At 72.9% G+C, this 25222-nt stretch carries 24 protein-coding genes; 18 read left to right on the top strand and 6 right to left on the bottom strand.

The window, feature by feature from the left end; translation table 11 throughout:
• The first annotated feature begins 14 nt into the window (after positions 1–14).
• The 7 genes from PV682_RS02750 to mug all read left to right on the top strand — a co-directional run bounded on the left by PV682_RS02750 (position 15) and on the right by mug (position 6872).
• Complete coding sequence (locus PV682_RS02750; protein ID WP_319723554.1) at positions 15–941, top strand: TIGR03621 family F420-dependent LLM class oxidoreductase; 927 nt, start codon at positions 15–17, stop codon at positions 939–941.
• A 7-nt stretch (positions 942–948) separates the two neighbouring features.
• Positions 949–1371: a GNAT family N-acetyltransferase gene (locus PV682_RS02745; RefSeq protein WP_319723552.1), complete on the top strand. Its 423-nt coding sequence runs from the start codon at positions 949–951 to the stop codon at positions 1369–1371.
• A gap of 208 nt (positions 1372–1579) precedes the next feature.
• Entirely contained in the window at positions 1580–2917 is a 1338-nt protein-coding gene (locus PV682_RS02740) for a hemolysin family protein (protein ID WP_319723550.1), read from the top strand.
• Positions 2914–3927 carry a hemolysin family protein gene (locus PV682_RS02735; RefSeq protein ID WP_319723548.1) on the top strand — a complete coding sequence of 338 codons (1014 nt, stop codon included), beginning with the start codon at positions 2914–2916 and terminating at the stop codon, positions 3925–3927. The genes PV682_RS02740 and PV682_RS02735 overlap by 4 nt, the downstream gene beginning before the upstream one ends.
• Before the next feature lie 87 nt (positions 3928–4014).
• Entirely contained in the window at positions 4015–4803 is a 789-nt protein-coding gene (locus PV682_RS02730; RefSeq protein ID WP_319723546.1) for an SGNH/GDSL hydrolase family protein, read from the top strand.
• Positions 4804–4887: 84 nt separating this feature from the next.
• On the top strand, positions 4888–6330 hold the full coding sequence (gene purB, locus PV682_RS02725; RefSeq protein WP_319723544.1) for an adenylosuccinate lyase: 1443 nt from the start codon (positions 4888–4890) through the stop codon (positions 6328–6330).
• Complete coding sequence (gene mug / locus PV682_RS02720) at positions 6327–6872, top strand: G/U mismatch-specific DNA glycosylase (RefSeq protein ID WP_319724187.1); 546 nt, start codon at positions 6327–6329, stop codon at positions 6870–6872. Before purB ends, mug begins: the two co-directional genes overlap by 4 nt.
• Before the next feature lie 80 nt (positions 6873–6952).
• On the opposite strand, the gene PV682_RS02715 is transcribed toward mug, so the two are convergent.
• Positions 6953–7636 carry an ABC transporter permease gene (locus PV682_RS02715; RefSeq protein ID WP_319723542.1) on the bottom strand — a complete coding sequence of 228 codons (684 nt, stop codon included), beginning with the start codon at positions 7634–7636 and terminating at the stop codon, positions 6953–6955.
• Positions 7637–7645: 9 nt separating this feature from the next.
• Positions 7646–8557: an ATP-binding cassette domain-containing protein gene (locus PV682_RS02710; protein ID WP_319723540.1), complete on the bottom strand. Its 912-nt coding sequence runs from the start codon at positions 8555–8557 to the stop codon at positions 7646–7648.
• A gap of 109 nt (positions 8558–8666) precedes the next feature.
• Between PV682_RS02710 and PV682_RS02705 the strand changes: the two genes are divergently transcribed.
• From PV682_RS02705 to PV682_RS02695, 3 genes are all read left to right on the top strand, one after another.
• Positions 8667–9815, top strand: coding sequence for a sensor histidine kinase (locus tag PV682_RS02705; RefSeq protein ID WP_319723538.1), 1149 nt, complete (start codon positions 8667–8669; stop codon positions 9813–9815).
• A gap of 14 nt (positions 9816–9829) precedes the next feature.
• A complete protein-coding gene (locus PV682_RS02700) occupies positions 9830–10480 on the top strand; it encodes a response regulator transcription factor (protein ID WP_319723536.1) in 651 nt (216 codons plus the stop codon).
• An 83-nt stretch (positions 10481–10563) separates the two neighbouring features.
• Positions 10564–11043, top strand: coding sequence for an NADAR family protein (locus PV682_RS02695; protein WP_319723534.1), 480 nt, complete (start codon positions 10564–10566; stop codon positions 11041–11043).
• 142 nt (positions 11044–11185) lie between these two features.
• Here the strand turns inward: PV682_RS02695 and PV682_RS02690 are convergent, their stop codons facing one another.
• Positions 11186–11623, bottom strand: a complete 438-nt coding sequence (locus tag PV682_RS02690) for an ATP-binding protein (protein ID WP_319723532.1) — start codon at positions 11621–11623, stop codon at positions 11186–11188.
• 162 nt (positions 11624–11785) lie between these two features.
• On the opposite strand from PV682_RS02690, the gene PV682_RS02685 reads away from it, so the two are divergent.
• The 3 genes from PV682_RS02685 (at position 11786) to PV682_RS02675 (ending at position 14159) form a co-directional block, all read left to right on the top strand.
• Positions 11786–12664, top strand: coding sequence for a helix-turn-helix domain-containing protein (locus PV682_RS02685; protein WP_319723530.1), 879 nt, complete (start codon positions 11786–11788; stop codon positions 12662–12664).
• Positions 12661–12903 (top strand): DUF397 domain-containing protein, encoded by a 243-nt coding sequence (locus PV682_RS02680; protein WP_319723528.1) that lies wholly within the window; start codon positions 12661–12663, stop codon positions 12901–12903. The genes PV682_RS02685 and PV682_RS02680 overlap by 4 nt, the downstream gene beginning before the upstream one ends.
• 86 nt (positions 12904–12989) lie before the next feature.
• A complete protein-coding gene (locus PV682_RS02675; protein ID WP_319724185.1) occupies positions 12990–14159 on the top strand; it encodes an ROK family transcriptional regulator in 1170 nt (389 codons plus the stop codon).
• A gap of 800 nt (positions 14160–14959) precedes the next feature.
• Here PV682_RS02675 and PV682_RS02670 read toward each other — a convergent pair.
• Positions 14960–15715: a GntR family transcriptional regulator gene (locus PV682_RS02670; protein ID WP_319723526.1), complete on the bottom strand. Its 756-nt coding sequence runs from the start codon at positions 15713–15715 to the stop codon at positions 14960–14962.
• A 246-nt stretch (positions 15716–15961) separates the two neighbouring features.
• Between PV682_RS02670 and PV682_RS02665 the strand changes: the two genes are divergently transcribed.
• Entirely contained in the window at positions 15962–16792 is an 831-nt protein-coding gene (locus PV682_RS02665) for an alpha/beta fold hydrolase (RefSeq protein WP_319723523.1), read from the top strand.
• 450 nt (positions 16793–17242) lie between these two features.
• Here the strand turns inward: PV682_RS02665 and PV682_RS02660 are convergent, their stop codons facing one another.
• The gene (locus PV682_RS02660; protein ID WP_319723521.1) at positions 17243–18157 is read right to left on the bottom strand and encodes an EamA family transporter; all 915 of its coding nucleotides are present in this window, start codon (positions 18155–18157) and stop codon (positions 17243–17245) included.
• A 47-nt stretch (positions 18158–18204) separates the two neighbouring features.
• On the opposite strand from PV682_RS02660, the gene pdxR reads away from it, so the two are divergent.
• The 4 genes from pdxR to PV682_RS02640 all read left to right on the top strand — a co-directional run bounded on the left by pdxR (position 18205) and on the right by PV682_RS02640 (position 24639).
• Complete coding sequence (pdxR, locus tag PV682_RS02655) at positions 18205–19683, top strand: MocR-like pyridoxine biosynthesis transcription factor PdxR (RefSeq protein WP_319723519.1); 1479 nt, start codon at positions 18205–18207, stop codon at positions 19681–19683.
• 138 nt (positions 19684–19821) lie between these two features.
• Positions 19822–21408, top strand: a complete 1587-nt coding sequence (locus PV682_RS02650) for an alkaline phosphatase D family protein (protein ID WP_319723517.1) — start codon at positions 19822–19824, stop codon at positions 21406–21408.
• A gap of 173 nt (positions 21409–21581) precedes the next feature.
• Positions 21582–22808, top strand: a complete 1227-nt coding sequence (locus PV682_RS02645) for a GNAT family N-acetyltransferase (protein WP_319723515.1) — start codon at positions 21582–21584, stop codon at positions 22806–22808.
• A gap of 142 nt (positions 22809–22950) precedes the next feature.
• Positions 22951–24639: a DUF885 domain-containing protein gene (locus PV682_RS02640; RefSeq protein WP_319723514.1), complete on the top strand. Its 1689-nt coding sequence runs from the start codon at positions 22951–22953 to the stop codon at positions 24637–24639.
• A gap of 50 nt (positions 24640–24689) precedes the next feature.
• Here PV682_RS02640 and PV682_RS02635 read toward each other — a convergent pair whose 3' ends face one another.
• Entirely contained in the window at positions 24690–25154 is a 465-nt protein-coding gene (locus PV682_RS02635; protein WP_319723512.1) for a rhodanese-like domain-containing protein, read from the bottom strand.
• Between the last annotated feature and the right edge of the window lie 68 nt (positions 25155–25222).

The raw sequence follows: 25222 nt of genomic DNA, 5'->3' as shown, positions 1-25222 counted from the left end.
AACAGGGGGAGTTCATGACGCGTCCGTTCCGTTTCGGGGTCAATCTGCTGGAGCCCACGCCGCTGGACACCTGGCAGGCCAAGTGCCGCCGGGGCGAGGAGCTGGGGTACGACGTGCTGCTGGTCCCGGACCATCTGGGGATGCCGGCGCCGTTCCCGTCGCTGGTCGCGGCGGCGGAGTCGACGAGCGGGCCCCGGGTGGGCACGTTCGTCCTGAACACCGGTTTCTGGAACCCGGTGCTGCTGGCCCGCGAGGTCGCCTCGACGGCCGCGCTGACCGGTGGCCGGCTCGAACTGGGCCTGGGTGCCGGGTATGTGGAGGCGGAGCACGAGGAGGCGGGGCTGCCGTGGGGGTCGCCGGGTGAGCGGGTGAGCCATCTGCGGCGCACGGTCGAGGAGTTGAAGAAGCGTCAGGGGGACGGCGTACGGGTGCCGTTGCTGATCGGCGGGAACGGGACCCGCATGCTGCGGCTGGCGGCGGAGCACGCCGATGTCGTCGCCTTCGCGGGCGCGCGGGTCGTCGAGGGCAGCGCGACGGGGCAGATAACTCCCCTGTCGCCGGAGGAGCTCGACGAACGGGTCGCGACGTACGAGGAGTCGGCGTCCGGCCGCGCGGAGGCCGCCGAGCGGAATCTGCTGGTGCAGCAGGTGGTCGTGACGGACGACCCGGAGGCGGTCGTCCAACCGCTCCTGGAGCGGATACCGGGGCTCACCGCCGAGCAGGCGCTCGCGCTGCCGATCCTGCTGATCGGGTCGCGGGAGGAGATCGGCGCGAAGGTGCGGGCGCTGCGGGAGCGGTACGGGTTCACGTACTTCACGATCCTGGAGGCGTTCATGGAGGCGTTCGGGCCGGTGCTGGCGGACCTCCAGGGCCGGGAGCCGGCGGCTCAGGGCCGTCCGGATGCTGGAATGTCCGTCGAGGGGGTGCCCGGCGTGCTGTGATCGCCGTATGCCTGATCTGCACATAAGGGCCGCGTCGCCCGAGGACCTCGACACCGTGCTGGCCTTCTGGAAGACCGCCGCCGAGGGGACGAGCATCAGCGACGACCGGGCGGGCGTCGAGCGGCTGGTCGCCCGCGACCCGGAGGCGCTGATCCTGGCCGAGTCCGGCGGTGAGCTGGTCGGCACGGTGATCGCCGGGTTCGACGGCTGGCGCTGCCACCTGTACCGCCTCGCCGTCGACCCCGCCCGCCGCCGCCAGGGCATCGGCTCGGCGCTGCTGGCCGCCGCCGAGGAGCGCTTCGTACGGCTGGGCGGGCGCCGGGGCGACGCGATGGTGCTGACGCGCAACGAGACGGCGCACCATGCGTGGGCGGCGGCGGGGTACTCGCCGGAGGAGAAGTGGCGGCGATGGGTGAAGCCCCTGGTCTAGCCAGGCCGCTTTGCTCATCCTTTACTCTGGAGGAGACTGTACTGAGGGGACTGTGCACCGCATGGTCCCCTCAGACCGACTCCGACTCCGACTCCGACGAAAGGTGTGAGCGTCCGCCCATGGGCGAGCCTCCCAGTACCCGATCTCCCGGTACCCGACATCGCGCGTTCCTCCCCGCCCTGCCCGATCATGGGACGGAGGTGACCCGATGACCGAAGTGCTCCTCCTGCTGGTGGCGGTCCTGCTGTCGTTCGCGTGCGGTGCCTTCGTCGCCGCCGAGTTCTCGCTGACCACCGTCGAGCGCAGCGAGCTGGAGCGGGCGGTCGAGCGCGGCGAGCGGGGCGCTTCCGGCGCCCTCAAGGCCGTACGGAACCTGACCTTCCAGCTCTCCGGTGCCCAGCTCGGCATCACCGTCACGAACCTGATCGTCGGCATGCTGGCCGAGCCGTCGATCTCGAAGCTCCTCTCCGGCCCTCTGGAGTCGGCCGGGCTGTCCGAGGGGGCGTCGCGGTCGGTGGCGCTGGTGATCGGTACGGGGCTGTCGACCGTGTTCCTGATGGTCGTCGGCGAGCTGGTGCCGAAGAACTGGGCGATCTCCTCGCCGCTGGCGGTCGCGAAGAGCGTCGGCAACGCGCAGCGCTGGTTCAGCGCCGGGTTCCGGCCGTTCATCACGCATCTCAACAACACGGCGAACCGGATCGTGCGCCTCTTCGGGGTCGAGCCCACCGAGGAGCTGGCCGCCGCGCGCGGGCCGCAGGAGCTGGCCGCGCTGGCCCGGCACTCCGCGAAGGAGGGCGCGCTGGAGGCCGACACCGCCGAGCTGTTCGTGCGGACGCTGAACCTGGCCGACCTGACCGCGGAGAACGTGATGACCCCGCGCGTGCAGGTGATGGCCCTGGAGGCGCAGGCGACCTGCGAGGACGTCGCGAACGCGACCCGCGCGAGCGGGCTGTCCCGCTTCCCCGTCTACCGCGGCAACCTCGACTCGGTCGTCGGCACGGTCCACATCAAGGACGCGCTGGCCGTCTCCGCCGAGCGCCGCGCGCGCGTGTCGGTCGCCGAGATCATGCGCGAGCCGCTCCTCGTCCCCGAGTCCCTGACCGTGGACCGCCTCCTGGACCGTCTCTCCGGCAAGCGCACGATGGCCGTCGTCATCGACGAGTACGGCGGTACGGCGGGCGTCGCGACGCTGGAGGACATCGTCGAGGAGGTCGTCGGCGAGGTCCGCGACGAGCACGACCCGCACGAGACGCCCGACCTCGCCCCCGCGGGCACCGACAAGGCCGGACGCGCCCTCTACTCGGCCGACGGGGCCGCCCGTACCGATCAGCTCGCCCGCGTCGGCCTCAGGGCCCCCGAGGGGCCGTACGAGACGCTGGCGGGGCTCGTGGCGACCGAGCTGGGGCGCATCCCCGCCGTCGGCGACAGCCTGGACGTCGCCGGGTGGCGCCTCGACGTCGTCGACGCCGCCGGGCACCGTGCCGCGCGCGTCCTGCTGCACGCGCCCGCGCACGCCGAGGACGAGGAAACGGAGGAGGGACGATGACCGCGATCCAGTTGCTGATCGGCCTGGCGACCCTGGTCGTCAACGCCTTCTTCGTCGGCGCGGAGTTCGCGCTGATCTCCGTACGGCGGTCCCAGATCGAGCCGTACGCCGAGCAGGGCGACCGGCGCGCGCGCAGTGTGCTGTGGGGGCTGGAGCACGTCTCCGCGCTCATGGCCGCCGCGCAGCTCGGGATCACGCTGTGCACGCTGGTCCTCGGTGTCGTCGCGGAACCCGCCATCGAGCATCTGCTGGAGCCGGTGTTCCACGCGGTGGGCGTCCCGGAGAGCGCCGGGCACGCGGTGTCGTTCGTCATCGCGCTGGTCCTCGCGACCTACCTGCACATGCTGCTCGGCGAGATGGTGCCCAAGAACATCGCCCTCGCCGAACCCGTGCGCAGCGCGCTGCTCCTCGGGCCGCCCCTGGTGACCCTCTCGCGCGCGCTGCGGCCGGTCATCTTCACGATCAACGCCTTCGCCAACACGCTGCTGAAACTCCTGCGCATCGAGGCCAAGGACGAGGTGACCGCGACCTTCTCCGACGCCGAGCTCGCGCAGATCGTCAAGGACGCCGGGGAGGCCGGTCTCATCGACGACCGCGCGCAGGAGCGGCTCCACGACGCGCTCGAACTCGGGCGCCGTCCGGTGCGGGACGTCGTCCTGCCGCTGGAACGCGTCGTCTACGCGCGCGTGGGTGTCACGCCGGAGGGCCTGGAGTCGTTGTCCGCCTCTTCCGGCTTCTCCCGCTTCCCCGTCGTCGACGAGGGGCGCCGGATCGTCGGCTACCTCCATGTCAAGGACGCGCTCGACGCGTCGCCGCGGGACCTGCCGTTCCGGCTGCGGGACTTGCGCCCCATCGCGCGCGTGCGGGAGGCCACGCCGTTGGACGATGTGCTGACGGCGATGCGGGGCAGTCGTACGCATCTGGCGGCCGTGATGGGGGAGGACGGGCGGCTGGCCGGGATGGTGACGATGGAGGACGTGCTGAGGGAGTTGTTCGGGCAGCGGGCGTGAGCGGCTGATGATCGGACCAGGTCGGTTGCCCCGGGCACCGGGGTGACCGACCGCTCGGTATCGCCCGGGGTTACGATCGCTGACGCCATGCAGACACAACCCACTCCCCCGTACGGCAGCCTCGTCGCGGTCGGCGACTCCTTCACCGAGGGCATGTCGGACCTCCTCCCCGACGGCACCTACCGAGGCTGGGCCGACCTCCTCGCGGCCCGCATGTCCGCCGAGGCCCCCGGCTTCCGCTACGCCAACCTCGCCGTTCGCGGCAAGCTCATCGGCCAGATCGTCGCGGAGCAGGTGCCCGTGGCGGCCGGCATGGGCGCCGACGTCGTCACCCTGGTCGGCGGCCTGAACGACACCCTCCGCCCGAAGTGCGACATGGTCCGAGTGAAGGACCTCCTCACGGAGGCGGTGGAACGCCTGGCGCCGAGTTGCAAACACCTGGTCCTGATGCGCAGCCCCGGCCGCGAGGGCCCCGTGCTCCAGCGCTTCCGCCCCCGCATGGAGGAACTGTTCGCCTGCGTGGACGACCTGGCGTCGAAGCACGACGCCCTGGTGGTCGACCTCTACGGCGCCCCGTCCCTCGCGGACCCCCGCTCCTGGGACGTGGACCGCCTCCACCTCACGGCCGACGGCCACCGCCGCGTCGCCGAGGCGGTCTGGCAGACCCTGGGCCACACCCCCGAGTTCCCCGACTGGCGCGACCCCATCCCGCCCACTCCCCCACCCACCTGGACGGCCCGCCGCATCGCCGACGCCCGCTTCACCCGCCAACACCTGCTCCCCTGGATAGCCCGCCGCCTGACAGGCCGCTCCTCAGGAGACGGCCGCGCCCCGAAACACCCTGAGCTGCTGCCGTACGAGGGGCCGAGGACATAGGCGGGCGGTGACCCGCGTCTCGTAGGTTCCCACCAACCCGGCCCCGGCCCTGGCCTGCGTGAATCGCCAGTAGAATCACGTCACGTGACTTCCGCTGCCGCAAAGCCCCGCATCCCGAACGTCCTCGCCGGACGGTACGCCTCCGTCGAGCTGGCCACTCTGTGGTCGCCCGAGCACAAGGTGAAGCTGGAGCGGCAGCTCTGGCTCGCGGTGCTGCGGGCGCAGCGGGACCTCGGGATCGAGGTGCCTCAGGGGGCGATCGAGGACTACGAGCGGGTGCTCGACACCGTCGATCTCGGGTCGATCGCCGAGCGCGAGAAGGTCACCCGGCACGACGTGAAGGCCAGGATCGAGGAGTTCAACGACCTCGCCGGGCACGAGCAGGTGCACAAGGGGATGACGTCCCGGGATCTCACCGAGAACGTCGAGCAGTTGCAGGTGCGGCAGTCGCTGGAGCTGATCAGGGACCGCGCGGTCGCGGTGCTGGCCCGGCTCGCGAAGCTCAGTTCGGAGTACGGCGAGCTGGTGATGGCCGGCCGCTCGCACAACGTGGCGGCGCAGGCGACGACCCTGGGCAAGCGTTTCGCGACGGCGGCGGACGAACTCCTCGTGGCGTACGCGCGCGTGGAGGAACTCCTCGGCCGCTACCCGCTGCGCGGCATCAAGGGCCCGGTCGGCACCGCGCAGGACATGCTGGACCTCCTCGGCGGCGACGCGGACAGGCTCGCGGAGCTGGAGGGCCGGATCGCCGGTCACCTGGGCTTCTCGCAGGCGTTCACGTCGGTGGGCCAGGTCTACCCCCGCTCGCTGGACTACGAGGTCGTCACGACCCTCGTACAGCTCGCGGCGGCCCCGTCCTCGCTGGCGAAGACGATCCGCCTGATGGCGGGCCACGAGCTGGTGACGGAGGGCTTCAAGCCGGGCCAGGTCGGCTCCTCGGCGATGCCGCACAAGATGAACACGCGCTCCTGCGAGCGGGTCAACGGCCTGATGGTCATCCTGCGCGGGTACGCGTCGATGACGGGCGAGCTGGCGGGCGACCAGTGGAACGAGGGCGACGTGTCGTGCTCGGTGGTCCGCCGCGTCGCCCTGCCGGACGCGTTCTTCGCGCTGGACGGCCTGCTGGAGACGTTCCTGACGGTGCTCGACGAGTTCGGCGCGTTCCCGGCGGTCGTCGCGCGCGAGCTGGACCGCTACCTGCCGTTCCTGGCGACGACGAAGGTCCTGATGGGCGCCGTACGCGCGGGCGTGGGCCGCGAGGTCGCGCACGAGGCGATCAAGGAGAACGCCGTCGCGTCCGCGCTGGCGATGCGCGAGCAGGGCGCCGAGCGCAACGAGCTCCTCGACAAGCTCGCCGCCGACGACCGCATCCCCCTGGACCGCGCGCAGCTCGACGCGCTGATGGCCGACAAGCTGTCCTTCACGGGCGCGGCGGCCGGTCAGGTCGCCTCGGTGGTCTCCCGCGTCGAGGAGATCGTCAAGCAGCGTCCGGAGGCGGCCGGTTACACCCCCGGGGCGATCCTCTGACCCGCTTCACCCAGGCCGAGCTGGAGGCCGCGCGCGACCGCCTCGTCCCCGACGTGGCCGCGCCCGGCCTCCGTGTGCTGTTCTGCGGCATCAACCCCGGCCTGATGACGGCCGCGACGGGCCACCACTTCGCCCGCCCCGGCAACCGCTTCTGGCCGGTCCTGCACCTCTCCGGCTTCACCCCCCGCCTGCTGAAACCGGCGGAACAGTCGCAGCTCCTCACGTACGGCCTCGGCATCACGAACGTCGTCGCCCGCGCGAGCGCGCGTGCGGACGAACTCTCCGCCGAGGAGTACGAGGAGGGCGGGCGCGTCCTGACCGCCAAGGTGACCCGCCTGAAGCCCCGCTGGCTGGCGGTCGTCGGCATCACCGCCTACCGCGCCGCCTTCGCCGAGCGGCACGCGCGCGTAGGACCGCAGGAACGCGTCATCGGTGACACGCGCGTGTGGGTGCTGCCGAACCCCAGCGGGCTGAACGCGCACTGGACGGCGGCGACGATGACGGAGGAGTTCGCGCGGCTGCGGGAGGCGGCGGAGGACTGACGCCGGTCAACTCGGGCTGACATCCAGCGGCTTGGGCTGGCGGCTGGCGGCTGGCGGCTGGCGGCTGGCGGGAGAAACGTTCACGCGTCCCGCCTCCGCACCCGCCACACACCCACACCCAGCGCCGCAGCACTCCACAGAGCCGTCACCAGCAGCCCCGCCCACGGATCGACGGTCGGCTCACTGTGCAGCACCGCCTGCCCCGCCCGGTCCGGAAACCAGTCCGCGACGGTCCCGGACATGTCCCCGACGACGAACGACACGATCAGCAGAAACGGTACGACGATCCCGAGCGTCGTCACCCCACTGCGCAGTACGGCCGTGAGCCCGGCGGCCAGCAGCGCCATCAGCGTCAGGTAGATCCCGCACCCCACGGCGCCCCTGACCCCCTCACCCCACCCCACTACGTCACCGGCCAGAAGGGTGACGAACCCGGTGAGGAGCCCGACCGCCAGTACGGGCACGGCGATCGCCGTCGCCTTCGCGGCGAACCAGCGTGTCCGGTCGGGCACGGCCGCGAGGGACGTCCGCAGGGCGCCGTCCCGGAACTCCGCCGCCATCGCGGTCGTCCCGAAGGACACGGCGGCGATCTGGCCGAAGGAGACGCCGAAGTAGGCCGAGTAGAGCGGGTCGTCGCCGGAGGCGTCGAGGCCGGCGAGCGCGGAGAAGGCGACCGTGGCGAGGAGGATCGCGGCGAGGGCGACGAGCTGCGACCGCAGGGTGCGGATCTTGAGCCACTCGGCGTGGAGAGCGGAAACGTACATGCGGGGCTCCTAGAGGTGGGCCGTGAACTCGGTCTCGCCGACGGTCAGATCGAAGTACGCCTCCTCCAACGTGCCCTCCTCGGCGGCGAGTTCGAGGAGGGTGACACCGGCGTCGGAGGCGAGGCGGCCGACGTCGTCCACGCGCGCGTGCCGCACGGTCCAGTGCCCGTCGGGGTGCTCGTCGGCGTGATGGCCCGCGCGCGCGAGGGCGTCGACGAGGGCGGCCGGGTCCGTCGTCCGCACCCGTACGCGCGGGTGCACGCGCGCGTGGACGAACTCCTTGAGCGGCGTGTCCGCGAGGAGGCGGCCCCGGCCGAGGACGATCAGGTGGTCGGCGTAGGAGGCGGTCTCGCTCATGAGGTGGCTGGAGACCAGGACCGTGCGGCCCTCCCCGGCGAGGCGGCGCAGGAGGCCGCGGATCCAGACGATGCCTTCCGGGTCGAGCCCGTTGGAGGGCTCGTCCAGCAGGACCGCCCCGGGGTCGCCCAGCAACGCGGCGGCGATGCCGAGGCGTTGGCGCATACCGAGGGAGTACGTCCGTACGCGCCTGCGCGCGGCGGACGCGAGGCCGGTCTCCTCCAGGACCTCGTCGACCCGGCGTACGGGGACGCGGTTGCTCGCGGCCAGCACGCGCAGGTGGTCGCGGCCGGTGCGGGCGCCGTGCGCGGCCTGCGCGTCGAGCAGCGCGCCGACGTGGCGCAGGGGTTCGGTGAGTGCCGCGTACGGGCGGCCGTCGAGGGTGGCGGTGCCCGAGGTGGGGTGGTCGAGGCCGAGCAGGAGGCGCAGGGTCGTGGACTTTCCCGCCCCGTTCGGGCCCAGGAAACCGGTCACCCGGCCGGGGCGGACGCTGAAGGTGAGGCCGTCCACGGCGCGGCGGGTGCCGTGGACCTTGGTCAGGTCGCGGACGTCGATGCTGGTCATGTCCGCCACCCTCGCCGTGACGCCTGGTCAGGGGCTTCCCCCGGGGGTGGGAACCGTCTCCCCCGCCCGGGGGAGGCCCGTTGTCAGTGGCGGCTGTCACGATGTCCGTATGGCCCGGTTCCTGAGCCCGCTGCTGCGGGGGACGACGTACACACGGCTCCTGCATCTGTGGGTGCCGATGCTCGTCGTGAGCCTGTGGATGTTCATCGACCCCAGGCGGCCGTGGGTGCCCGCGCTGCTGGTGATCCCGGCCGGGCTGATCGCGGGGGTGCGCACGGGCGAGGGCGTGCAGGCCCGCTGGATGCTCACGCCGGGCGAGGAGGACCCCGGGTTCTCGATCGCGCCGTCGAGGAGTTGGCGGGACCGGCTGCGTACGGCCGTCTGGCTCGAAGTGCGGCTGCTGCTGGGGGCGGCGGCGATGTTCGTGTGCGTGTGGATGCCGTCGCTCGTGTACGACCTGGTGCGGCTGTCCCTGGGGCACCCGAGCGACCTGGTGGCCTGGCATCCGTCGCCGCACTGGTCGTACGCCCTCCTGACACCGTTCCCGCTCCTCGCCCTGTACGGCGCCGTCGTCGGCCTCGGACACCTCGCGACCGCCGCCGCGCGCACCCTCCTCGGCCCGTCCGCCGCCGAGCGGCTCGCGGCGCTGGAGGAGCGGACGGAACGGCTGCTGGAGCGCACGCGCATCGCCCGCGAGCTGCACGACTCGATCGGGCACGCGCTGACGGTGGCCGTCGTGCAGGCGGGCGCCGCGCGTGCGGCGGGTGATCCGGCGTTCACCGCGCGGGCGTTGGAGGCGATCGAGGAGACCGGGCGGGCGGCGCTGGAGGATCTGGAGCGGGTGCTCGGGGTGCTGCGGGAGTCCGAGCGGCCGGCGAGCGGGCGGCCCACGCTCGCGGAGGCGGACCGGCTGCTGGAGTCGGCGCGGGCGTCGGGGGCCCTGGTCGACGCGGAGCTGTCGGGGCCGCTGGAGACCGTGCCGGGGCCCGTGTCCCGGGAGAGCTACCGGATTCTCCAGGAGGCCCTGACGAACGTCCTGCGGCACGCGGGGCCGGTGCCGGTGCGCGTCCGCGTGGGCGTCGAGGCGGACGTCCTGCGCCTGGAGGTCCGCAATCCGCTGACCGCGCACATCCCCGGGCCCGGGCGCGGCAGCGGGCTGCGCGGCATCCGCGAGCGCGCCGCGCTCCTCGGCGGACAGGCGTCCACCGGGCCCGACGCCGGGGACTGGCGGGTGCGCGCGGAGCTGCCGTTGGGCTGATCTACGCTGACCGGATGCCGGTCACTGTTCTCCTCGTCGACGACGAACCGCTGGTCCGCGCGGGGCTGCGGGCCGTCCTGGAGGCCCAGCCCGACATCACGGTCGTCGGTGAGGCGACCGACGGAGCCGCCGTCGTCCCCCTCGTCCGGCGGCTGCGGCCCGACGTCGTCGCCATGGACGTACGGATGCCGCTGCTCGACGGGATCGCCGCGACGCGCGCCGTCCTGCGGGGAGTCGACGCGCCGCCGAAGATTCTGGTCGTGACGACCTTCGAGAACGACGAGTACGTGTACGACGCGCTGCGCGCCGGGGCCGACGGGTTCCTGCTGAAGCGGGCGCCGGCCGCGGAGATCGTCAACGCGGTGCGGGTGGTGGCCGCCGGGGAGTCGCTGCTGTTCCCGGCGTCCCTGCGGAAGCTGGCGGCAGAGTACGGGGACCAGGACGCGCGGGACCGGCTGGAGTCGGCCGGGCTGACCGAACGGGAGGGCGAGGTGCTGCGGTTGATGGCCCGGGGGCTGTCGAACGCGGAGATCGCCGGGGAGTTGGTGGTGGGAGCGGAGACCGTGAAGTCCCATGTGAGCGCCGTGCTCGGGAAGTTGGGGGCGCGGGACCGGACCCAGGCGGTCATCGCGGCGTACGAGTCGGGGTTCGTGGCGCCCCGGTGAGAGCGCGCCGTCGGAAAACCGGTGTGCGGGCGGCGGCGGGGTGTCCGAAACTGTTCGGGTTTCCGCGACCCTGTGAGGCTTCCATGGCGATCTACTTCTACGGTGCCGACGAAGTGCCCTACGGATGCTTCTCGAACTTCTCCGGCCACGGCTTCGACCTCGACGGCCTGTGGTGGCCGACGTCCGAACACTACTTCCAGGCGCAGAAGTTCGCGGGCACCCGGCACGCGGACCTCGTCCGGCGCGCGCGTACGCCGCTGCGGGCGGCCGAGTTGGGCCGTGATCCGGCCAAGCCGCTGCGCAGGGACTGGGAGCGCGTCAAAGACGACGTGATGCGCCGTGCCGTCGCGGCCAAGTTCCGTGCGCACGACGACATCCGGGACATCCTCCTGTCCACCGGCGACGAGGAGATCGTCGAGGACACCACCACGGATCACTACTGGGGGCGGGGCAGGACCGGGACGGGGAAGAACATGCTCGGGCGGATGCTGATGCGGACGCGGGGGCGGCTGCGTATCGAACTCGTCGAGGACAGGGGCGAGAAGGGGCGCCGCAGGCGGTGACAGCAGCGCCTTCCCTCCCCGGCCCGGCCACGTGGAGCGTACGGCCGCGGCGAGCGCCGGTACCCCTGCCGGAGGCCGAAGCGGCTTGGGTGCGGGCCGAGTTGGAGCCTTGGTCGCAGCCGTACGAGAAGACGGCCGGCGCCTACCGAGCAGGCCGGCGGAGGTCGAACTCCGCCCACACCGTCTTGCCGCTCGGCGGGTAGGGGACGGTCCCCCAGCGGTCCGCGAGCGCCGCGACGAGGACGAGGCCCCGTCCCGACTCGGCGTCCGGGTTCGGCTGCGGCCACGGGAGCCGGTCCCCGCGCGCGTCCGTGAGCGCCGCGCGCAGGATGCCGGTCGTGGTGTCGAGAGCCAGGCCGACACGGAAGTCGCGGCCCTGGACACGGCCGTGGAGCGCGGCGTTCGACGCGAGTTCGGCGACGACCTGCTCGATCCGCTCCGTGTGCGCCGGGGGGACCCGCCACGCCTGGAGGCGCTCGACCGTGAGGAGCCGGGCCAGCCGGGCGCCCCTGCGCGTGGACGACAGGAGCTGGTCGAAAGTGTGTACGGTGTCGGGGAGTTGGGGAGTCGTGGTGTTCATGAGGCCAAGGTGGAGGGCGCGCGGGGGCGCGTTCCAGACCTGAGGCCCGTACGCTCCGTCAGCGTACGGGGGCAATCCGTAGACGGTACGCGGGTGTTGCCGTCACCCTGGGCGGGTCGATCGCGGGGAACAGCGCACGTACAGACCCGGAGGTGGCCGCGTATGACCGACGGTGCGGAGATCTTGGACGAGGACGGGGACGGGGTGGAGGCGGTCGACGACCACGAACGTGAGCCCGATCCTTCCGACAGTCTGAAGACGTTCGGGGCTGTCGTCCAGGGTCTGCGGGAGCATCAGGGGCTCAGCAGGGAACAATTCGGTTTGCTCGTCGGGTACTCCAAGCACACGGTGGAATCGGTGGAGTTGGGGCGGCGGATGCCGGATGAGAGCTTCGTGGACAAGGCGGAGAACGCGCTGGGGAACACGGGGGCGCTGCGGAAGGCGGCGCGGTTCCTGACGCGGGGCGAGGCCGGGTTGGCGGTGTGGTTCAGGAAGTGGGCGCGGCTGGAGAAGAAGGCGGTCAGGCTGGGCACCTACGAGTGCCGGTTGGTACCAGGGCTGTTGCAGTCGGAGGAATACCTGCGGGCCCTGTTCGAGCACCGCGTTCCGCTGCTGTCCGACGAGCAGATCGAGGATCAGGTGTTCGCTCGGATGGAGCGTCAGGAACTGCTGCGGGGACGGCCGAACGTCGAGTTCAGCTTCATCCTGGAGGAGCACCTGTTCCGCCGCAGGATGGGCGGGGCCGATCAGATGCGCAGGCTGATCGATCACGTGCTGGACCTGAGTCAGCTGCGCAACGTGTCGATTCAACTCGTGCCGCTGGAAGCCGGGTTGCACTCGTGCACGGACGGACCGATCCGACTCCTGGAGACCCCGAAGCAACGGTGGCTGGCCTACTCCGAAGGACAGGAGAACGGGCGGCTGATCTCCGATCCGAAAGCAGTGAGTGTTCTCCGTCAGCGCTATGAAAGACTGCGCTCGCAGGCTCCGAACCCTCATGAATCGCGGGGCCTGTTGGAGCAACTGCGAGGAGAACTATGAGCACGACGGAACTCGCCTGGTTCAAGTCCAGCTACAGCGGGACGGACGGTGACGACTGCGTCGAGGTCGCCTTCTGGTTCAAGTCCAGCTACAGCGGCAGCTCCGGCGACGACTGCGTCGAAGTCTCCATCGCCGAACAAGCCATCTGCGTACGGGACTCCAAAGACGTGACCCGCCCCCACTTCTCCGTCGCCCGCGACGGCTGGACCCACTTCGTGGGGTACGTGTCGGAGGCCTGAACCCGACTCGTGTACGTCCCGGTGGCCCCAGCGCGTGCCACCGGGACGTACGATCCGCCCACACTCGACTGGTGGGGAGGACGCGCGTGGGGCGGCTCATCGGTGGGGATCCGTCGTTGTTGCGGCGGATCAACTCCGCGGTGGTGCTGCATGCGTTGCGTGCGGCGGAGCGGGCGACGTTGACGGAGGTCACGCGGGTGACCGGGCTGTCGCGGCCGACGGTGGAGGGGGTGGTGGAGGATCTGATCGGGGCGGGGCTGGTCGTCGAGGAGGCGGCCGATGTGACGGTCGTGCGGCGGCAGGGGCGGCCCGCGCGGCGGTTCCGGTTCCGGGCGGAGGCCGGGTATCTGCTGGGGCTGGACATCGGGGCGCACCGGGTGTCGGCGGTGGTGGCGGATCTGGACGGGCGGGTGTTGGGGGCGCAGGACCGGGAGGTGGCGGAGGGTGCGTCCGCCGAGGAGCGGTTGGAGCGGGCGCGGACGGTCGTCGCGGAGTTGCTGCGGCGGGCGGGGGTGCCGCGCAGTGCGCTGAGGGCGGTCGGGGTGGGGACGCCGGGGGTCGTGGAGGCGGACGGGACGGTGCGGCTGTGCGCCGCGTTGCCCGAGTGGACGGGGCTGCGGCTGGGTGAGCGGCTCAGCCGGTCGTTCAAGTGCCCGGTGCTGGTGGAGAACGACGCGAACGCCGCGGCCGTGGCCGAGCACTGGAAGGGTGCGGCGGTCGACTCCGACGACGTGGTGCTGGTCCTCGCGGGGCTGAGTCCGGGGGCGGGTTCGCTGATCGGGGGGCGGCTGCATCGCGGGTACGGCGGGGCGGCGGGGGAGATCGGGGCGCTGCATCTGCTGGGGCGCGAGGTCACGCCCGAGGCGCTGCTGTCCACGACGGACGTGCCGCTGCCGCCTCTCGACCATCAGGCGGCGATCGACGTCTTCACGCGCGCGGGGGACGGCGATCCCGGTGCCCGCGCGGCTGTCGACCGGTTCTTCCGGCGCCTGGTCCACGACGTCGCGGCCCTCGCGCTCGCGCTGGACCCCGAGCTGGTCGTCATCGCCGGCGCGACGGCCGGCCTCTCCGACCTCCTCGGGCCCCTCCGCGACGAACTCGCCCGCTACTGCCTGCGCCCGCCGAGGGTCACGCTGTCGTCCCTGGGGGAGGCTGCCGTGGCCATGGGGGCGCTGCGGCTGGCGCTGGACCATGTGGAGCAGCAGTTGTTCGCGGTGGAGGGGACGGTGACGGGGAGGCAGGGGTTGGGGTGGTGAGGGCGGTTGCGGGTGGCGGTGGTCGGGGTCGGGGTCGGTTGGGGGACGGCGGCGAGGTGTCCCGGCCGGGAGGGGCTCCTCGCGCGGAGGCGCTCCTGGCTTGAGTGCTCCTCGCTTGTCAGCGAAACGGGCGGCGCTTCGGGGAAGTTCCCGGAGGCGGGGCTGCGGCGGAATGCCGGGAACCGACGCGGGGCGAGCGAGCCGGGGGGCTTCGCAGCTCTGGGCGGCTGGAGCCGGGGCGGCTGGCTCTGGGGCCGCTGCCCCCGAGGCTGGCTCCGAGGCCGCTGGCTCCGAGACGGCTGACTGGGAGGCGGCTGACTTCGAGGCGGCTGGCTCTGGGGGCGCTGGCTTCAGGGTCGCTGGCTCCGAGGCGGCTGGCGGGGAGGCCGCTCTCCGAGGCCACTAGCTCCGGGGTCGCTGGCTTCAGGGTCGCTGACTCCGACGCGGCTGGCGGGGAGGCGGCTGCCCGAGGCCGCAGGCTCCCAGGCCGCTGACTCTGGGGCCGCTGGCTTCAGGGTCGCCGACTCCGGGACGGCTGGCGGGGAGGCGGCTGCCCCAGACCGCAGGCTCCCAGGCCGCTGCCCCCGAGGCCGCTGACTCTGGGGCCGCTGACTCCAGGACGGCTGACTCCGAGGTGACTGGCTGGGAGGCCGCAGGCTCCCAGACCGCTGACTCCGAGGCCGCTGACTTCAGGGCCGCAGGCTCCGAGGTCGCCGAGCCGTACCGCCCGCCCCGTCCACCTCGCCAGCCGGGGCACCCGGCCCGGCGTACAGCCGAGAAGCCGGGTGCCCCGCACGGGCTCAGGAGGCCCTCTCGCCCAAGCCTTCCTCGATCTCCACGCCGCCCGCCGCGCCGAACGTCAAGCGGCACGTGTCAGCGCGGTACGTCGCGACCGAGAGGGCGGCGACCCGGCCGGCGGTCATGAAGTGGGTCGTGACGACCAGGACCGGAGCCCCCGGCAGCCGGTCGAGCTGCTTCGCGTCGTCCGCGCGCGCGGAGCCGAGTTCCACGGAGCGGTTCTGGGCCGAGAGGTCCAGGTGGTGGAGTTCGCGGAGCAGGGCACGCGCGCGGGCGGGGCCCGAGAGGGCGTCCGTGGGCGGCAGCGCGGGTACCGAGCCCTCCGGGACGTAGAGGAGTTCCGCGGCGACCGGCTGCCCGTGGGAGACGCGGGAGCGGCGCACGACGTGGACGGCGAGCCCGCGCGGGAGTGCGAGGGCGGTGGAGACGGCCGCAGGGGGCGCCGTCAGGTCGCTGTCGACGGGCTGCCAGGTGTCGTCGCTGGGCCAGGCCGTGCCCTCGGGGCCGACGTCGACGCCTACGCGCGGGGGCGCGACGGTCGTGCCGACGCCTCGCCGGCGATGGAGGCGGCCCTCCAGTTCGAGTTGTTCCAGTGCTTGCCGGAGTGTCGCGCGGGCGACGCCGAAACGGGCCGCGAGGTCGCGCTCGTTGGGCAGCACCTCCCCCACCGTGAACTCCGAGTCGAGTGCTTCGCTGAGCACTGTCCGCAGATGCCAGTACTTCGGTTCCGGCACCGTTTCCAGCTGCGTGGTCCCCACCCTGTCCTCCACCCCGCCCCGTGTGGCTCAGGCCCTTTACGCGCCCTTGTTTATTAAAGGTTGTTTCACTTGTCAGCGACCATAGGACGGGCCCCAACCTTGGTCAATACCAATGGGAGAAACCGCTTTCGGTCAGGCGTGGCCCGGAATCGACGGCTCCACCCCAGCCGGGGGCTACCCGTCGGTAGCAACAACTGACAAGCTGTCTACGGAGTTGCACAGCCGAGTCCATCCGAGGAGCACCCGATGTCCGCCACCGTCTCCTTCAAGGTCCCCTCCGCGCGCGGGCCGCAGCCCGTGACCGTCTCCTACGCGCGCGTGGGGCACGGCGAGCCGCTGCTCCTGCTGCACGGCATCGGGCACCACCGCCAGGCCTGGGACCCGGTGATCGACATCCTGGCGACCGAGCGGGACGTCGTCGCGGTGGACCTTCCCGGCTTCGGCGCATCCCCGGGGCTCCCGGAGGGCCTCGCCTACGACCTCCCCACGACCAGCGCGGTCTTCGCGGCGTTCTGCGAGACCCTGGGCCTGGACCGGCCGCACGTGGCGGGCAACTCCCTGGGCGGCCTGATAGCCCTGGAGCTGGGCCGCGAGCACCTCGTACGGTCCGTCACCGCCCTGTCCCCCGCCGGGTTCTGGTCCGAGGCCGAGCGCCGATACGCGTTCACCCTGCTGCTGACGATGCGCCGCATCGCGCGCGGGATGCCGCTGCCCCTGGTGGAGCGCCTCTCCAAGTCGGCAGCCGGCCGCACAGCCCTGACCAGCACCATCTACGCCCGCCCCGCGCGCCGTTCACCCGAGTCCGTGGTCGCCGAGACCCTCGCCCTCACCGGCGCGACCGGCTTCGACGCGACCCTGCGCGCGGGCGGCTCCGTCCAGTTCACGGACAACGTCCACGACCTCCCCGTAACGATCGCCTGGGGCACCCGCGACCGCGTCCTCCTGCGCCGCCAGGGCATCCGCGCGAAACACGTCATCCCCCAGTCCCGCCTGATCCGCCTCCCCGGCTGCGGCCACGTCCCGATGCCGGACGATCCGGCGCTGGTGGCGCGGGTGATCCTGGACGGAAGCCGCTGAGAACGGGGCGACCTGCGGGGAGCGGGCTGCCGCCGAGAGCGCCAGTCGCCGGAAAGCGGACCGTCGCCACGAGCCGGCTGCCGCCGAGACCCGCTGCGGGCCTCCGCCACAAGCGCCTACCGCCAGGGGCGGGCTCTTACCGGGGGCGGGCTGTCACCGCCAGCCGACTGCTACCGATGGCGCCCGCCGCCGGGGCAGCGGACCGTCGCCGGAAGTCGGCTACCGCCAAGCCCAGTCACGGGCTGCCGCCAAAAGCCACTGCGAACCGTCTCCGGGGCGGGCTACCGCCACCAACCCGGTTGCCGCCGAGACCAACTGCGGGCCGCCGCCAGAAGCAAACGTCACCGAACCGACTGCCGCCAAAAGCCACTGCGGGCTGTCGCCGTGGCAGACCTTCGCCGCGAACCGGCCGCCGTCGGAAGCCCCCGCCCCAGGCCCGCAGGCCGCCCCTCACCCCGTCTCCCCCGCCCCCGCGGCCAAGCCGCCCCTCCCCGTGGCCTCAGATGGCCGTCTGAGGGCCCCGGAGCCCGCTGCCACTCCGAGGGCCACCAGGGCGCTCCCCAGCGCCTGAGCGGCCCCGTAGGAGCCCGCGCCGACGGCGGGAGCCGTTGCGGCGGCGGCGACCGGGATGAGCCCGGAGAAGAGTGTCGCCCGCTCGGCCCCGAGCACCCGCAGCCCCCGGTACCAGCACACGAACCCGACGACGGTCACCACCACGGCCTGCCACAGCAACGCCACCGCCTCACCCCCGTCCGGCCACCGCACCCACGCGCCCCCGTCGACGGTCATCCCCAGCACAGCCGACTCGACCGCGGCCACCCCGCACACCGTCGCCGACGTCAGCACCGGCCCGAGTACCCGCAGCACCGGCACCGCCAGGACCGCGAACCCCACCTCCCCGGCCAGCGCGCACGCCGAGAACACGAGCCCGGCACTGTCCGTACGCCCCCACCCCTGCACGACGAACGCGCCGGCGGCCACCAGAGACGCACCCCACAGCCGGGGCCGACGCCCCTCCAGGAGCGGCACCAGGACGGCGACGACGACCGGCGCGCACCCGACGAACACCCCGGGGACGGCCGGTTCGGCGGACCGTTCCGCCGCGAGGACGGCCAGGTTGAAGCCGACCATGCCGACGCCCGACAGCAGCGCGACGCGCAGCCATTGGCGGCGGGTCAGCCGCCGAAGGCGCTGCCGTGCGCCACGCGCCAGAGGCGCCAGCAGCAGGAAGGCGAGGCCGTAGCGCAGCGCCTGCCCGCCCGCGTACGGATAGTCGCCCAGCACGCTGTTGGCGGTGAAGGAGGCCCCGACGAGGAGGCAGGCGAGCGCGGCGAAGAGCGCTCCGCGCGCGGAAGTGGCGTTCATGGACGGGACGTTAGGAACGGCGGCGGCCCGCGTTAAGGTCCACTTCCATGGCGTCGTCGGGGACCACTCCGTGGGAGGTGCTGCGGCCTGCGGTCGCCGCGCCCGCACGCACGCGGGGACGCGCGGTGCGGCAGGCGCTGCGGGAGGCGATCCGTACGGGACGGCTGGCCGCCGGGACACGGCTGCCGTCGAGCCGGGACCTCGCCGCCGATCTGGGCGTGTCACGGGGGCTGGTGACCGAGGCGTACGAGCAGTTGACGGCCGAGGGGTATCTCCGCAGCGGGCGCGGCGCGGGAACCTGGGTCGGGGACGCCGTCCGCGCGGCGGCGCCCCGCGCGCGGGACCGTGCGCCGCGCTCACCGGCTGCGCGCGCCGACTTCGTGCCCGGCTCACCGGACCTGTCGCTGTTCCCGCGCGCCGCCTGGTCCGCCGCCCAGCGCGCCGTGCTGGCCGGACTCCCCCACCAGGACCTCGGCTACCCCGACCCGCGCGGCCTGCCCCGCCTGCGCACCGCCCTCGCCGCCCTGCTGACCCGGCGCCGGGGAGTCGTCGCCGATCCGGAGCGGCTGATCGTCGTCTCCGGCGTCGCGCAGGCGCTCACGCTGCTCGGCGGCGCCTTCCACGCGCGCGGGATCCGCGAGGTCGGCGTGGAGGACCCCGGGAGCCCGCCGCACGCCGCCCTGTACGCGGGCGCCGGTCTGGGCGTCGTACCGCTGCCCCTGGACGACGGCGGGCTCGCCCTCGGACCGCTGCGCCACGCGCGTGTGCGCGCGGTCGTCACCACGCCGGCCCACCAGTTCCCCACCGGCATCGCGTACGCGCCGCAGCGCCGCGCACGGCTCCTGGAGTGGGCGCGCGCGGTGGACGGGTTCGTGGTGGAGGACGACTACGACGGCGACTTCCGGTACGACCGCGATCCCGTCGGCGCGCTCCAGGGGCTCGACCCCGAGCGCGTCGCCTACACCGGGTCCGTCAGCAAGTCCCTCGCGCCGGGGCTGCGCCTGGGCTGGCTGCTGGTCCCCGAGGCGCTCGCCGAGGACGTCATCGAGCGCAAGCGCACCGCCGACCTCGGGCATCCCGCCCTCGACCAGGCCGTCTTCGCCCGCTTCGTCGAACGCGGCGACCACGACCGCCACCTGCGCCGCTGCGGGCGCGCCTACCGGGAACGCCGGGACACCCTCCTCGCGTCCCTCGCGGACCACTTCCCCGGCACGGAGGTCTCCGGCATCGCCGCCGGGCTGCACGTCATCGCGACGCTGCCGGAGCGGTACGGGGACGAGGAGCGGTTCCTCAAGAGGGTCACGGAGGCGGGGGTGGAGGTGCGGGCGCTGGCGGAGTACGGGCACGCGCGCGGGGGCGACGATTCCCACCCCGCCCCCTCACCCTCGTACCCACGCGCACGCGTACAGGGCGACGTACGGTCCCGTAGCGACGTACGCCCCCGTCTCGTCCTCGGCTACGCCCACCTCACGCCGATACGCATCCGTACCGGCGTCGAGCTGATGGCGCGGGCCGTCGGCGGGTGAGCCGGCGTCGTACCCGCGTCACCCCCAAGCCACTCCCCCGGGCGTCCCGCTGTTCACCCGGCATTTCCGAACCGGTTCTCCGCTCCCCGTAGGTCTGACGGTGCACCCCGGCCCCTTCCCCTTTCCGGAGGCCCTGTCATGTCGTCGTTCCCTTCTCCCAGCCGTCGCGGCGTCCTGCGCGGCTCGCTCGCCGCGTCGGCGGCGCTGTCCCTGCCCGGCGCGCTGGGCGCCGCGCCCGCGTTCGCACTGTCGGGGCGGCCCGCCGCCGGGTGGGGTGTGCAGACCGGGGACGTCGGCGCGCACTCGGGGCTGGTGTGGGTGCGCTCGGACCGGCCGGCGCGGATGATCGTCGAGACGGCGGCGACCGAGTCGTTCCGCAACCCGAAGCGGTGGCACGGGCCGCTGCTCGGCGCGGGGACGGACTTCACCGGCACGACCCGGCTGCACGGGCTGCCGTCGGGCGAGCAGATCCACTACCGGGTGCTGCTGGCGGACCCGGACGACCCGCGCCGTACGGGTGAGCCGGTGACGGGCACGTTCCGGACGGTGTCCGAGAAGCGGCGCCAGGGCGTGAAGTTCCTGTGGTCGGGCGACCTGGCCGGGCAGGGCTGGGGCATCAACCAGGACATCGGCGGCTACCGCATCTACGACGCGATGGCGAAGCTGGACCCGGACTTCTTCCTGTGCAGCGGCGACAACATCTACGCGGACGGGCCGATCGCGGCGACGCAGGCGCTGCCGGGCGGCCGGGTGTACCGCAACCTGGTGACCGAGGAGAAGTCGAAGGTCGCCGAGACGCTCGCGGAGTACCGGGGCAACTTCCGCTACAACCTGCTGGACGAGAACCTGCGCCGGTTCAACGCGCAGGTGCCGTCGGTCATCCAGTGGGACGACCACGAGGTCCGCAACAACTGGTACCCGGGCGAGGTCATCACCGACTCGGACCCGCGCTACACGGAGAAGAGCCTCGACGTGCTCGCCGCACGCGCGCGCCGGGCGTTCAGCGAGTACTTCCCGGTGTCGACGCTCACGCCGGGCGCGCGGCAGGGCCGCGTACAGCGTGTGCTGCGGCACGGTCCGCTGCTGGACGTGTTCGTGCTGGACATGCGCACGTACCGCAACGCGAACTCGACGGACGTCCAGACGACCGACCCGCAGGGCATCCTCGGCCGGGAGCAGTTGGAGTGGCTGAAGCGCGAGCTGGCGTGCTCGCGCGCGGTGTGGAAGGTGATCGCCGCCGACATGCCGCTCGGGCTCGTCGTCCCGGACCCGGTGGAGGGCAAGCCGAACTTCGAGGCCGTCGCGCAGGGCGACCCGGGGCAGCCGCTGGGGCGTGAGCTCCAGATCGCGGAGCTGCTGCGGTTCATCAAGCACCGCCGGATCACCGGGACGGTGTGGCTGACGGCGGACGTGCACCACACGTCGGCGCAGCACTACCAGCCGTCGCGGGCGGCGTTCAAGGACTTCGAGCCGTTCTGGGAGTTCGTCTCCGGGCCGCTCAACGCGGGTGCGTTTCCGGCCAATGATCTGGACGGCACGTTCGGCCCCGAGCGGGTGTTCGTCAAGGCGCCGGCGACCGCGAACGTCTCGCCGGCCGACGGGTACCAGTTCTTCGGCGAGGTCGACATCGACGGCCACAGCGGGGAGTTGACGGTCCGGCTGCGCGAGTCGGACGGAACTGTCCTGTACACGCGGGTACTTCAGCCGGGACGTGTCGGCCAGTAGGGCCCGGGTCCCGTAGGCTCGGCGGTGTGCCGCGTACCGGCGTCATCCCCCGGTGCGCGGTGTCCCGCTTTGGCCGGAAAGAAGCGGTCCGCGACGAAAATGCGAAATGGGCTTTTACCCATCGGTCACAGTACGTTCGTGATCACGCAACACCGTTCCTGCACAGTGGATGCATGACTCAGAAGACGACTGCCGTCACCCGTTCCGTCGCGGCCCTCCGGGCGGCCCTGCACGCCTGGCGATCACACGGCCACGACCCCGCCCCACCCGGGAGCGATACCGGCCCCCGGCCACCCGCCGGGGACACCGACACCCTCGCGGGCACGCTGTGGCGGATGCGGACGACCGTGCGGGACGCACCCGGCTCACTGGCCGCGCTGTGCGCCGCGCTCGCCGGGCACCGGGTGGACATCCTGAGCCTCCAGACGCACCCGCTGGGCCTGGAGACGGTCGACGAGTTCCTGCTGCGCGCGCCGGGCGACCTCACCTCCGCCGAGATCACCCACGCGGTCGCGGCGGCCGGCGGCACCTCGACGTGGATCGAGCGGGCCGACACGCACGACCTCGTCGACGCGCCCACCCGGGTCCTCGGCCTCGCCACCCGTACCGCCCTGGACGCGGCGGAACTGCCGCTCGCGCTGCGGCAGTTGCTGGGCCGGTGCGCGATCCGCTCGCTGCCGGGCGCGCACGACGTGCCAGCCGAGGGGGTCCTGGAGGAGACAGTGCTGCGCCTGCGGGCGCCGGAAGGCGGAGTGATCACCGTGGAGCGGCCGTACCTGCCGTTCACCCCGACCGAGTTCGCGCGCGCCCGCGCGCTGGTCGAGCTCGACACACGGCTCGGGCCCCGGGTGCCGCGCGGCCAGGACGTCCTGACGCTGCCCGAGGGCGCCGACATCACCGTGGGCCGCGCCGACCAGGCCGACCTGGACGCCGCGAAGGCGATGCACGACCGCTGCTCGCCGCAGACCCTCACGAAGCGCTACCACGGCCCCGTCGGCGACGCCGACCGCTACCTCGGCCACCTCCTGAGCCCCCGCTTCGGCCGCACCCTCGCCGTCCGCACCGCCTCCGGCCGCGTCGTCGCCCTCGGCCACCTCCTGTGGGACGGCGACGAGACCGAGGTCGCCCTCCTCGTCGAGGACGACTGGCAGGGGCGCGGCATCGGCGGCGAACTGCTGCGCAGGCTGGTGCGGATGGCCGTCGAGACGGGCGGCGAGAGCGTGTACGCGGTGACCCGCTCCGGCAACACGGCCATGGTCGCTGCGATGCGCTCGCTGGGGCTGCCGCTCGACTACCAGATCGAGGAGGGCACGCTGGTCATCACGGCCCGCCTCGACGGGGTGACGCCCGAGACGCTGCCGTTCGAGGTGCGGGCACAGGAGCGGATCGGGCGGGAGTGATCGGGCGGGCGTAGGACGTACGGCCGGTACGCCGCCTCGGGATACGTACGCCGCTCGGCTCTCGGCGAAATCCGGCCGCCTCCGCCCGGCCCCCGCGCGATCCGGGCTGACGCGGCACCGGTATCCGTATGAGGATGTCCGCATGTCAGAGACGAACAGCCCGCTGCCCCGCGAGGTCGCCGACGCGTATGTCGACGGCCTCATCGCCCTCGATCCGGTCACCGGTACCTACCTCGGCGCGAAGGAGAGTTCGAGCCGGATGCCGGACCTCTCGCCCGCCGGCCAGGAGGCGCTGGCGGAGCTCGCGCGGCGCACGCTGGCCGCGCTGGACGAGGCGGAGCGCGTGCCCGGCGCGGACAGTGGCGTGGAGCGGCGGTGCGCGCGGCTGCTGCGGGAGCGGCTGACCGCCCAACTCGCCGTTCTGGAGGCCGGGGAGGAGCTGCGCTCGGTCGGCAACCTGGGGACGCGCGCGCAGCACGTGCGCGAGGTGTTCACGGTGACCCCGGCCGACACGGACGAGGACTGGACGGCGATCGCGCAGCGGCTGCGGGCCGTGCCGGAGGCGCTGCGTGGCTACCGGGAGTCCCTCGAACTCGGCCTGGAACGCAAGCTGTTCGCGGCCCCGAGGCCGACGGCGACGTTCATCGAGCAGTTGGGCGAGTGGGCCGACACGGGCGAGGGGCGCGGCTGGTTCGAGGACTTCGCGGCGGCCGGCCCCGACGCGCTGCGCGCCGAACTCGACGCCGCCGCGCGGGAAGCGACCGCCGCCGTCGTCCAACTCCGGGACTGGATGCGGGAGGTGTACGCCCCGGCGGTCGAGGGCGCCCCGAACGTCGTCGGCCGTGAGCGGTACGCGCGCCTGACGCGCTACTACAACGGCACCGACCTCGACCTGGACGAGGCGTACGCGTACGGCTGGGCCGAATACCACCGCCTGCTGGGCGAGATGAGGAAGGAGGCCGAGAAGATCCTGCCGGGCGCCGCGACCCCGTGGACGGCGCTCGCGCACCTCGACGAGCACGGCCGGCACATCGAGGGCGTCGACGAGGTCCGCGACTGGCTGCAAGGCGTGATGGACCGCGCGATCGAGTCCCTGGACGGCACGCACTTCGAACTCGCCGAGCGGGTGCGGAAGGTGGAGTCCCGCATCGCGCCGCCGGGCAGCGCCGCCGCGCCGTACTACACGCCCCCCTCGGAGGACTTCTCCCGTCCGGGCCGCACCTGGCTCCCGACGATGGGTCAGACTCGGTTCCCCGTCTACGACTTGGTGTCCACCTGGTACCACGAGGGCGTTCCCGGGCACCACTTGCAGCTCGCGCAGTGGGCGCACGTCGCCGAGAACCTCTCCCGCTACCAGGCGACCGTCGGCATCGTCAGCGCCAACGCCGAGGGCTGGGCCCTGTACGCGGAGCGCCTGATGGACGAACTCGGCTTCCTGGCCGACGCGGAGGAGCGCCTCGGCTACCTGGACGCGCAGATGATGCGCGCGGTCCGCGTGATCATCGACATCGGCATGCACGTGGAGCTGGAGATCCCGGCGGACTCCCCGTTCCACCCCGGCGAGCGCTGGACCCCGGAGCTGGCCCAGGAGTTCTTCCTCGCCCACAGCAGCCGCCCGGCCGACTTCGTGGTCAGCGAACTCACCCGCTACCTGACGATCCCCGGCCAGGCCATCGGCTACAAACTCGGTGAGCGGGCTTGGCTGTTGGGCCGCGAGAAGGCCCGCGAGCGCCACGGCGACGCGTTCGACCTGAAGGCGTGGCACATGGCCGCGCTGTCGCAGGGTTCGCTCGGCCTGGACGACCTGGTGGACGAACTGGCCGCCCTGTAAGGCTTCCGGGCGCCCTCGCTGTACGTCGGCGAGGGCGCCCACCTCCTGTACTAGCAGCCGCAGTTGTCCGAACCGACAGGCGCGGTGAGCGGGTCGGCGTCGCGGGTCTCGCGTCCCTCCCAGGTCTCGAACTCGAAGCCCTCGCGCACCCAGTACTCGAACCCGCCGAGCATCTCCTTGACCTGGTAGCCGAGTTCGGCGAGCGCGAGAGCGGACCGGGTGGCGCCGTTGCAGCCGGGCCCCCAGCAGTAGGTGACCACCGGCACGCTCTTGTCGAGGAGTTGGCCCGCCTGCTCGGGGATGAGCGCGGTCGGCAGGTGGATCGCGCCGGGGATGTGGCCCTGGTCCCACGCCTCGGTGGAGCGGGAGTCGATGACGACGAACTCGTCGGTGGGCAGCGCGGCGGCGACGTCGGAGACGTCCGCGTGGAAGGCGAGGCTCGCGCGGAAGTAGGCGGCGGCTTCGGCGGGGGCGGCGGGCGCGGTGCGCAGGACGGGGTTCGTGATCGTCGTCATGGCGAGAAATCTACGGCCGGCGGCGCCGGGCCTGAAGAGCGGTTCCCCGGCCCTGACCTTGATCGGCC

This window comes from Streptomyces niveiscabiei (genome assembly GCF_033794345.1).
Classification (GTDB): Bacteria; Actinomycetota; Actinomycetes; order Streptomycetales; family Streptomycetaceae; genus Streptomyces; species Streptomyces niveiscabiei.
The sequence above is the reverse complement of the archived record's forward strand: the minus strand, read 5'-3'. Positions and strand labels throughout refer to the sequence as shown.

Excerpts from the sequence above, each read along its gene's own strand:
- PV682_RS02745 (WP_319723552.1), top strand. The coding sequence starts at position 949 with ATGCCTGATCTGCACATAAGGGCCGCGTCGCCCGAGGACCTCGACACC.
- PV682_RS02635 (WP_319723512.1), bottom strand. The coding sequence starts at position 25,154 with ATGACGACGATCACGAACCCCGTCCTGCGCACCGCGCCCGCCGCCCCC.
- PV682_RS02690 (WP_319723532.1), bottom strand. The coding sequence starts at position 11,623 with ATGAACACCACGACTCCCCAACTCCCCGACACCGTACACACTTTCGAC.
- PV682_RS02640 (WP_319723514.1), top strand. The coding sequence starts at position 22,951 with ATGTCAGAGACGAACAGCCCGCTGCCCCGCGAGGTCGCCGACGCGTAT.
- PV682_RS02680 (WP_319723528.1), top strand. The coding sequence starts at position 12,661 with ATGAGCACGACGGAACTCGCCTGGTTCAAGTCCAGCTACAGCGGGACG.
- PV682_RS02650 (WP_319723517.1), top strand. The coding sequence starts at position 19,822 with ATGTCGTCGTTCCCTTCTCCCAGCCGTCGCGGCGTCCTGCGCGGCTCG.
- PV682_RS02660 (WP_319723521.1), bottom strand. The coding sequence starts at position 18,157 with ATGAACGCCACTTCCGCGCGCGGAGCGCTCTTCGCCGCGCTCGCCTGC.
- PV682_RS02740 (WP_319723550.1), top strand. The coding sequence starts at position 1,580 with ATGACCGAAGTGCTCCTCCTGCTGGTGGCGGTCCTGCTGTCGTTCGCG.
- PV682_RS02695 (WP_319723534.1), top strand. The coding sequence starts at position 10,564 with ATGGCGATCTACTTCTACGGTGCCGACGAAGTGCCCTACGGATGCTTC.
- PV682_RS02715 (WP_319723542.1), bottom strand. The coding sequence starts at position 7,636 with ATGTACGTTTCCGCTCTCCACGCCGAGTGGCTCAAGATCCGCACCCTG.
- PV682_RS02700 (WP_319723536.1), top strand. The coding sequence starts at position 9,830 with ATGCCGGTCACTGTTCTCCTCGTCGACGACGAACCGCTGGTCCGCGCG.
- PV682_RS02645 (WP_319723515.1), top strand. The coding sequence starts at position 21,582 with ATGACTCAGAAGACGACTGCCGTCACCCGTTCCGTCGCGGCCCTCCGG.
- PV682_RS02710 (WP_319723540.1), bottom strand. The coding sequence starts at position 8,557 with ATGACCAGCATCGACGTCCGCGACCTGACCAAGGTCCACGGCACCCGC.
- PV682_RS02730 (WP_319723546.1), top strand. The coding sequence starts at position 4,015 with ATGCAGACACAACCCACTCCCCCGTACGGCAGCCTCGTCGCGGTCGGC.
- PV682_RS02750 (WP_319723554.1), top strand. The coding sequence starts at position 15 with ATGACGCGTCCGTTCCGTTTCGGGGTCAATCTGCTGGAGCCCACGCCG.
- PV682_RS02705 (WP_319723538.1), top strand. The coding sequence starts at position 8,667 with ATGGCCCGGTTCCTGAGCCCGCTGCTGCGGGGGACGACGTACACACGG.
- PV682_RS02665 (WP_319723523.1), top strand. The coding sequence starts at position 15,962 with ATGTCCGCCACCGTCTCCTTCAAGGTCCCCTCCGCGCGCGGGCCGCAG.
- PV682_RS02685 (WP_319723530.1), top strand. The coding sequence starts at position 11,786 with ATGACCGACGGTGCGGAGATCTTGGACGAGGACGGGGACGGGGTGGAG.
- PV682_RS02735 (WP_319723548.1), top strand. The coding sequence starts at position 2,914 with ATGACCGCGATCCAGTTGCTGATCGGCCTGGCGACCCTGGTCGTCAAC.
- pdxR (WP_319723519.1), top strand. The coding sequence starts at position 18,205 with ATGGCGTCGTCGGGGACCACTCCGTGGGAGGTGCTGCGGCCTGCGGTC.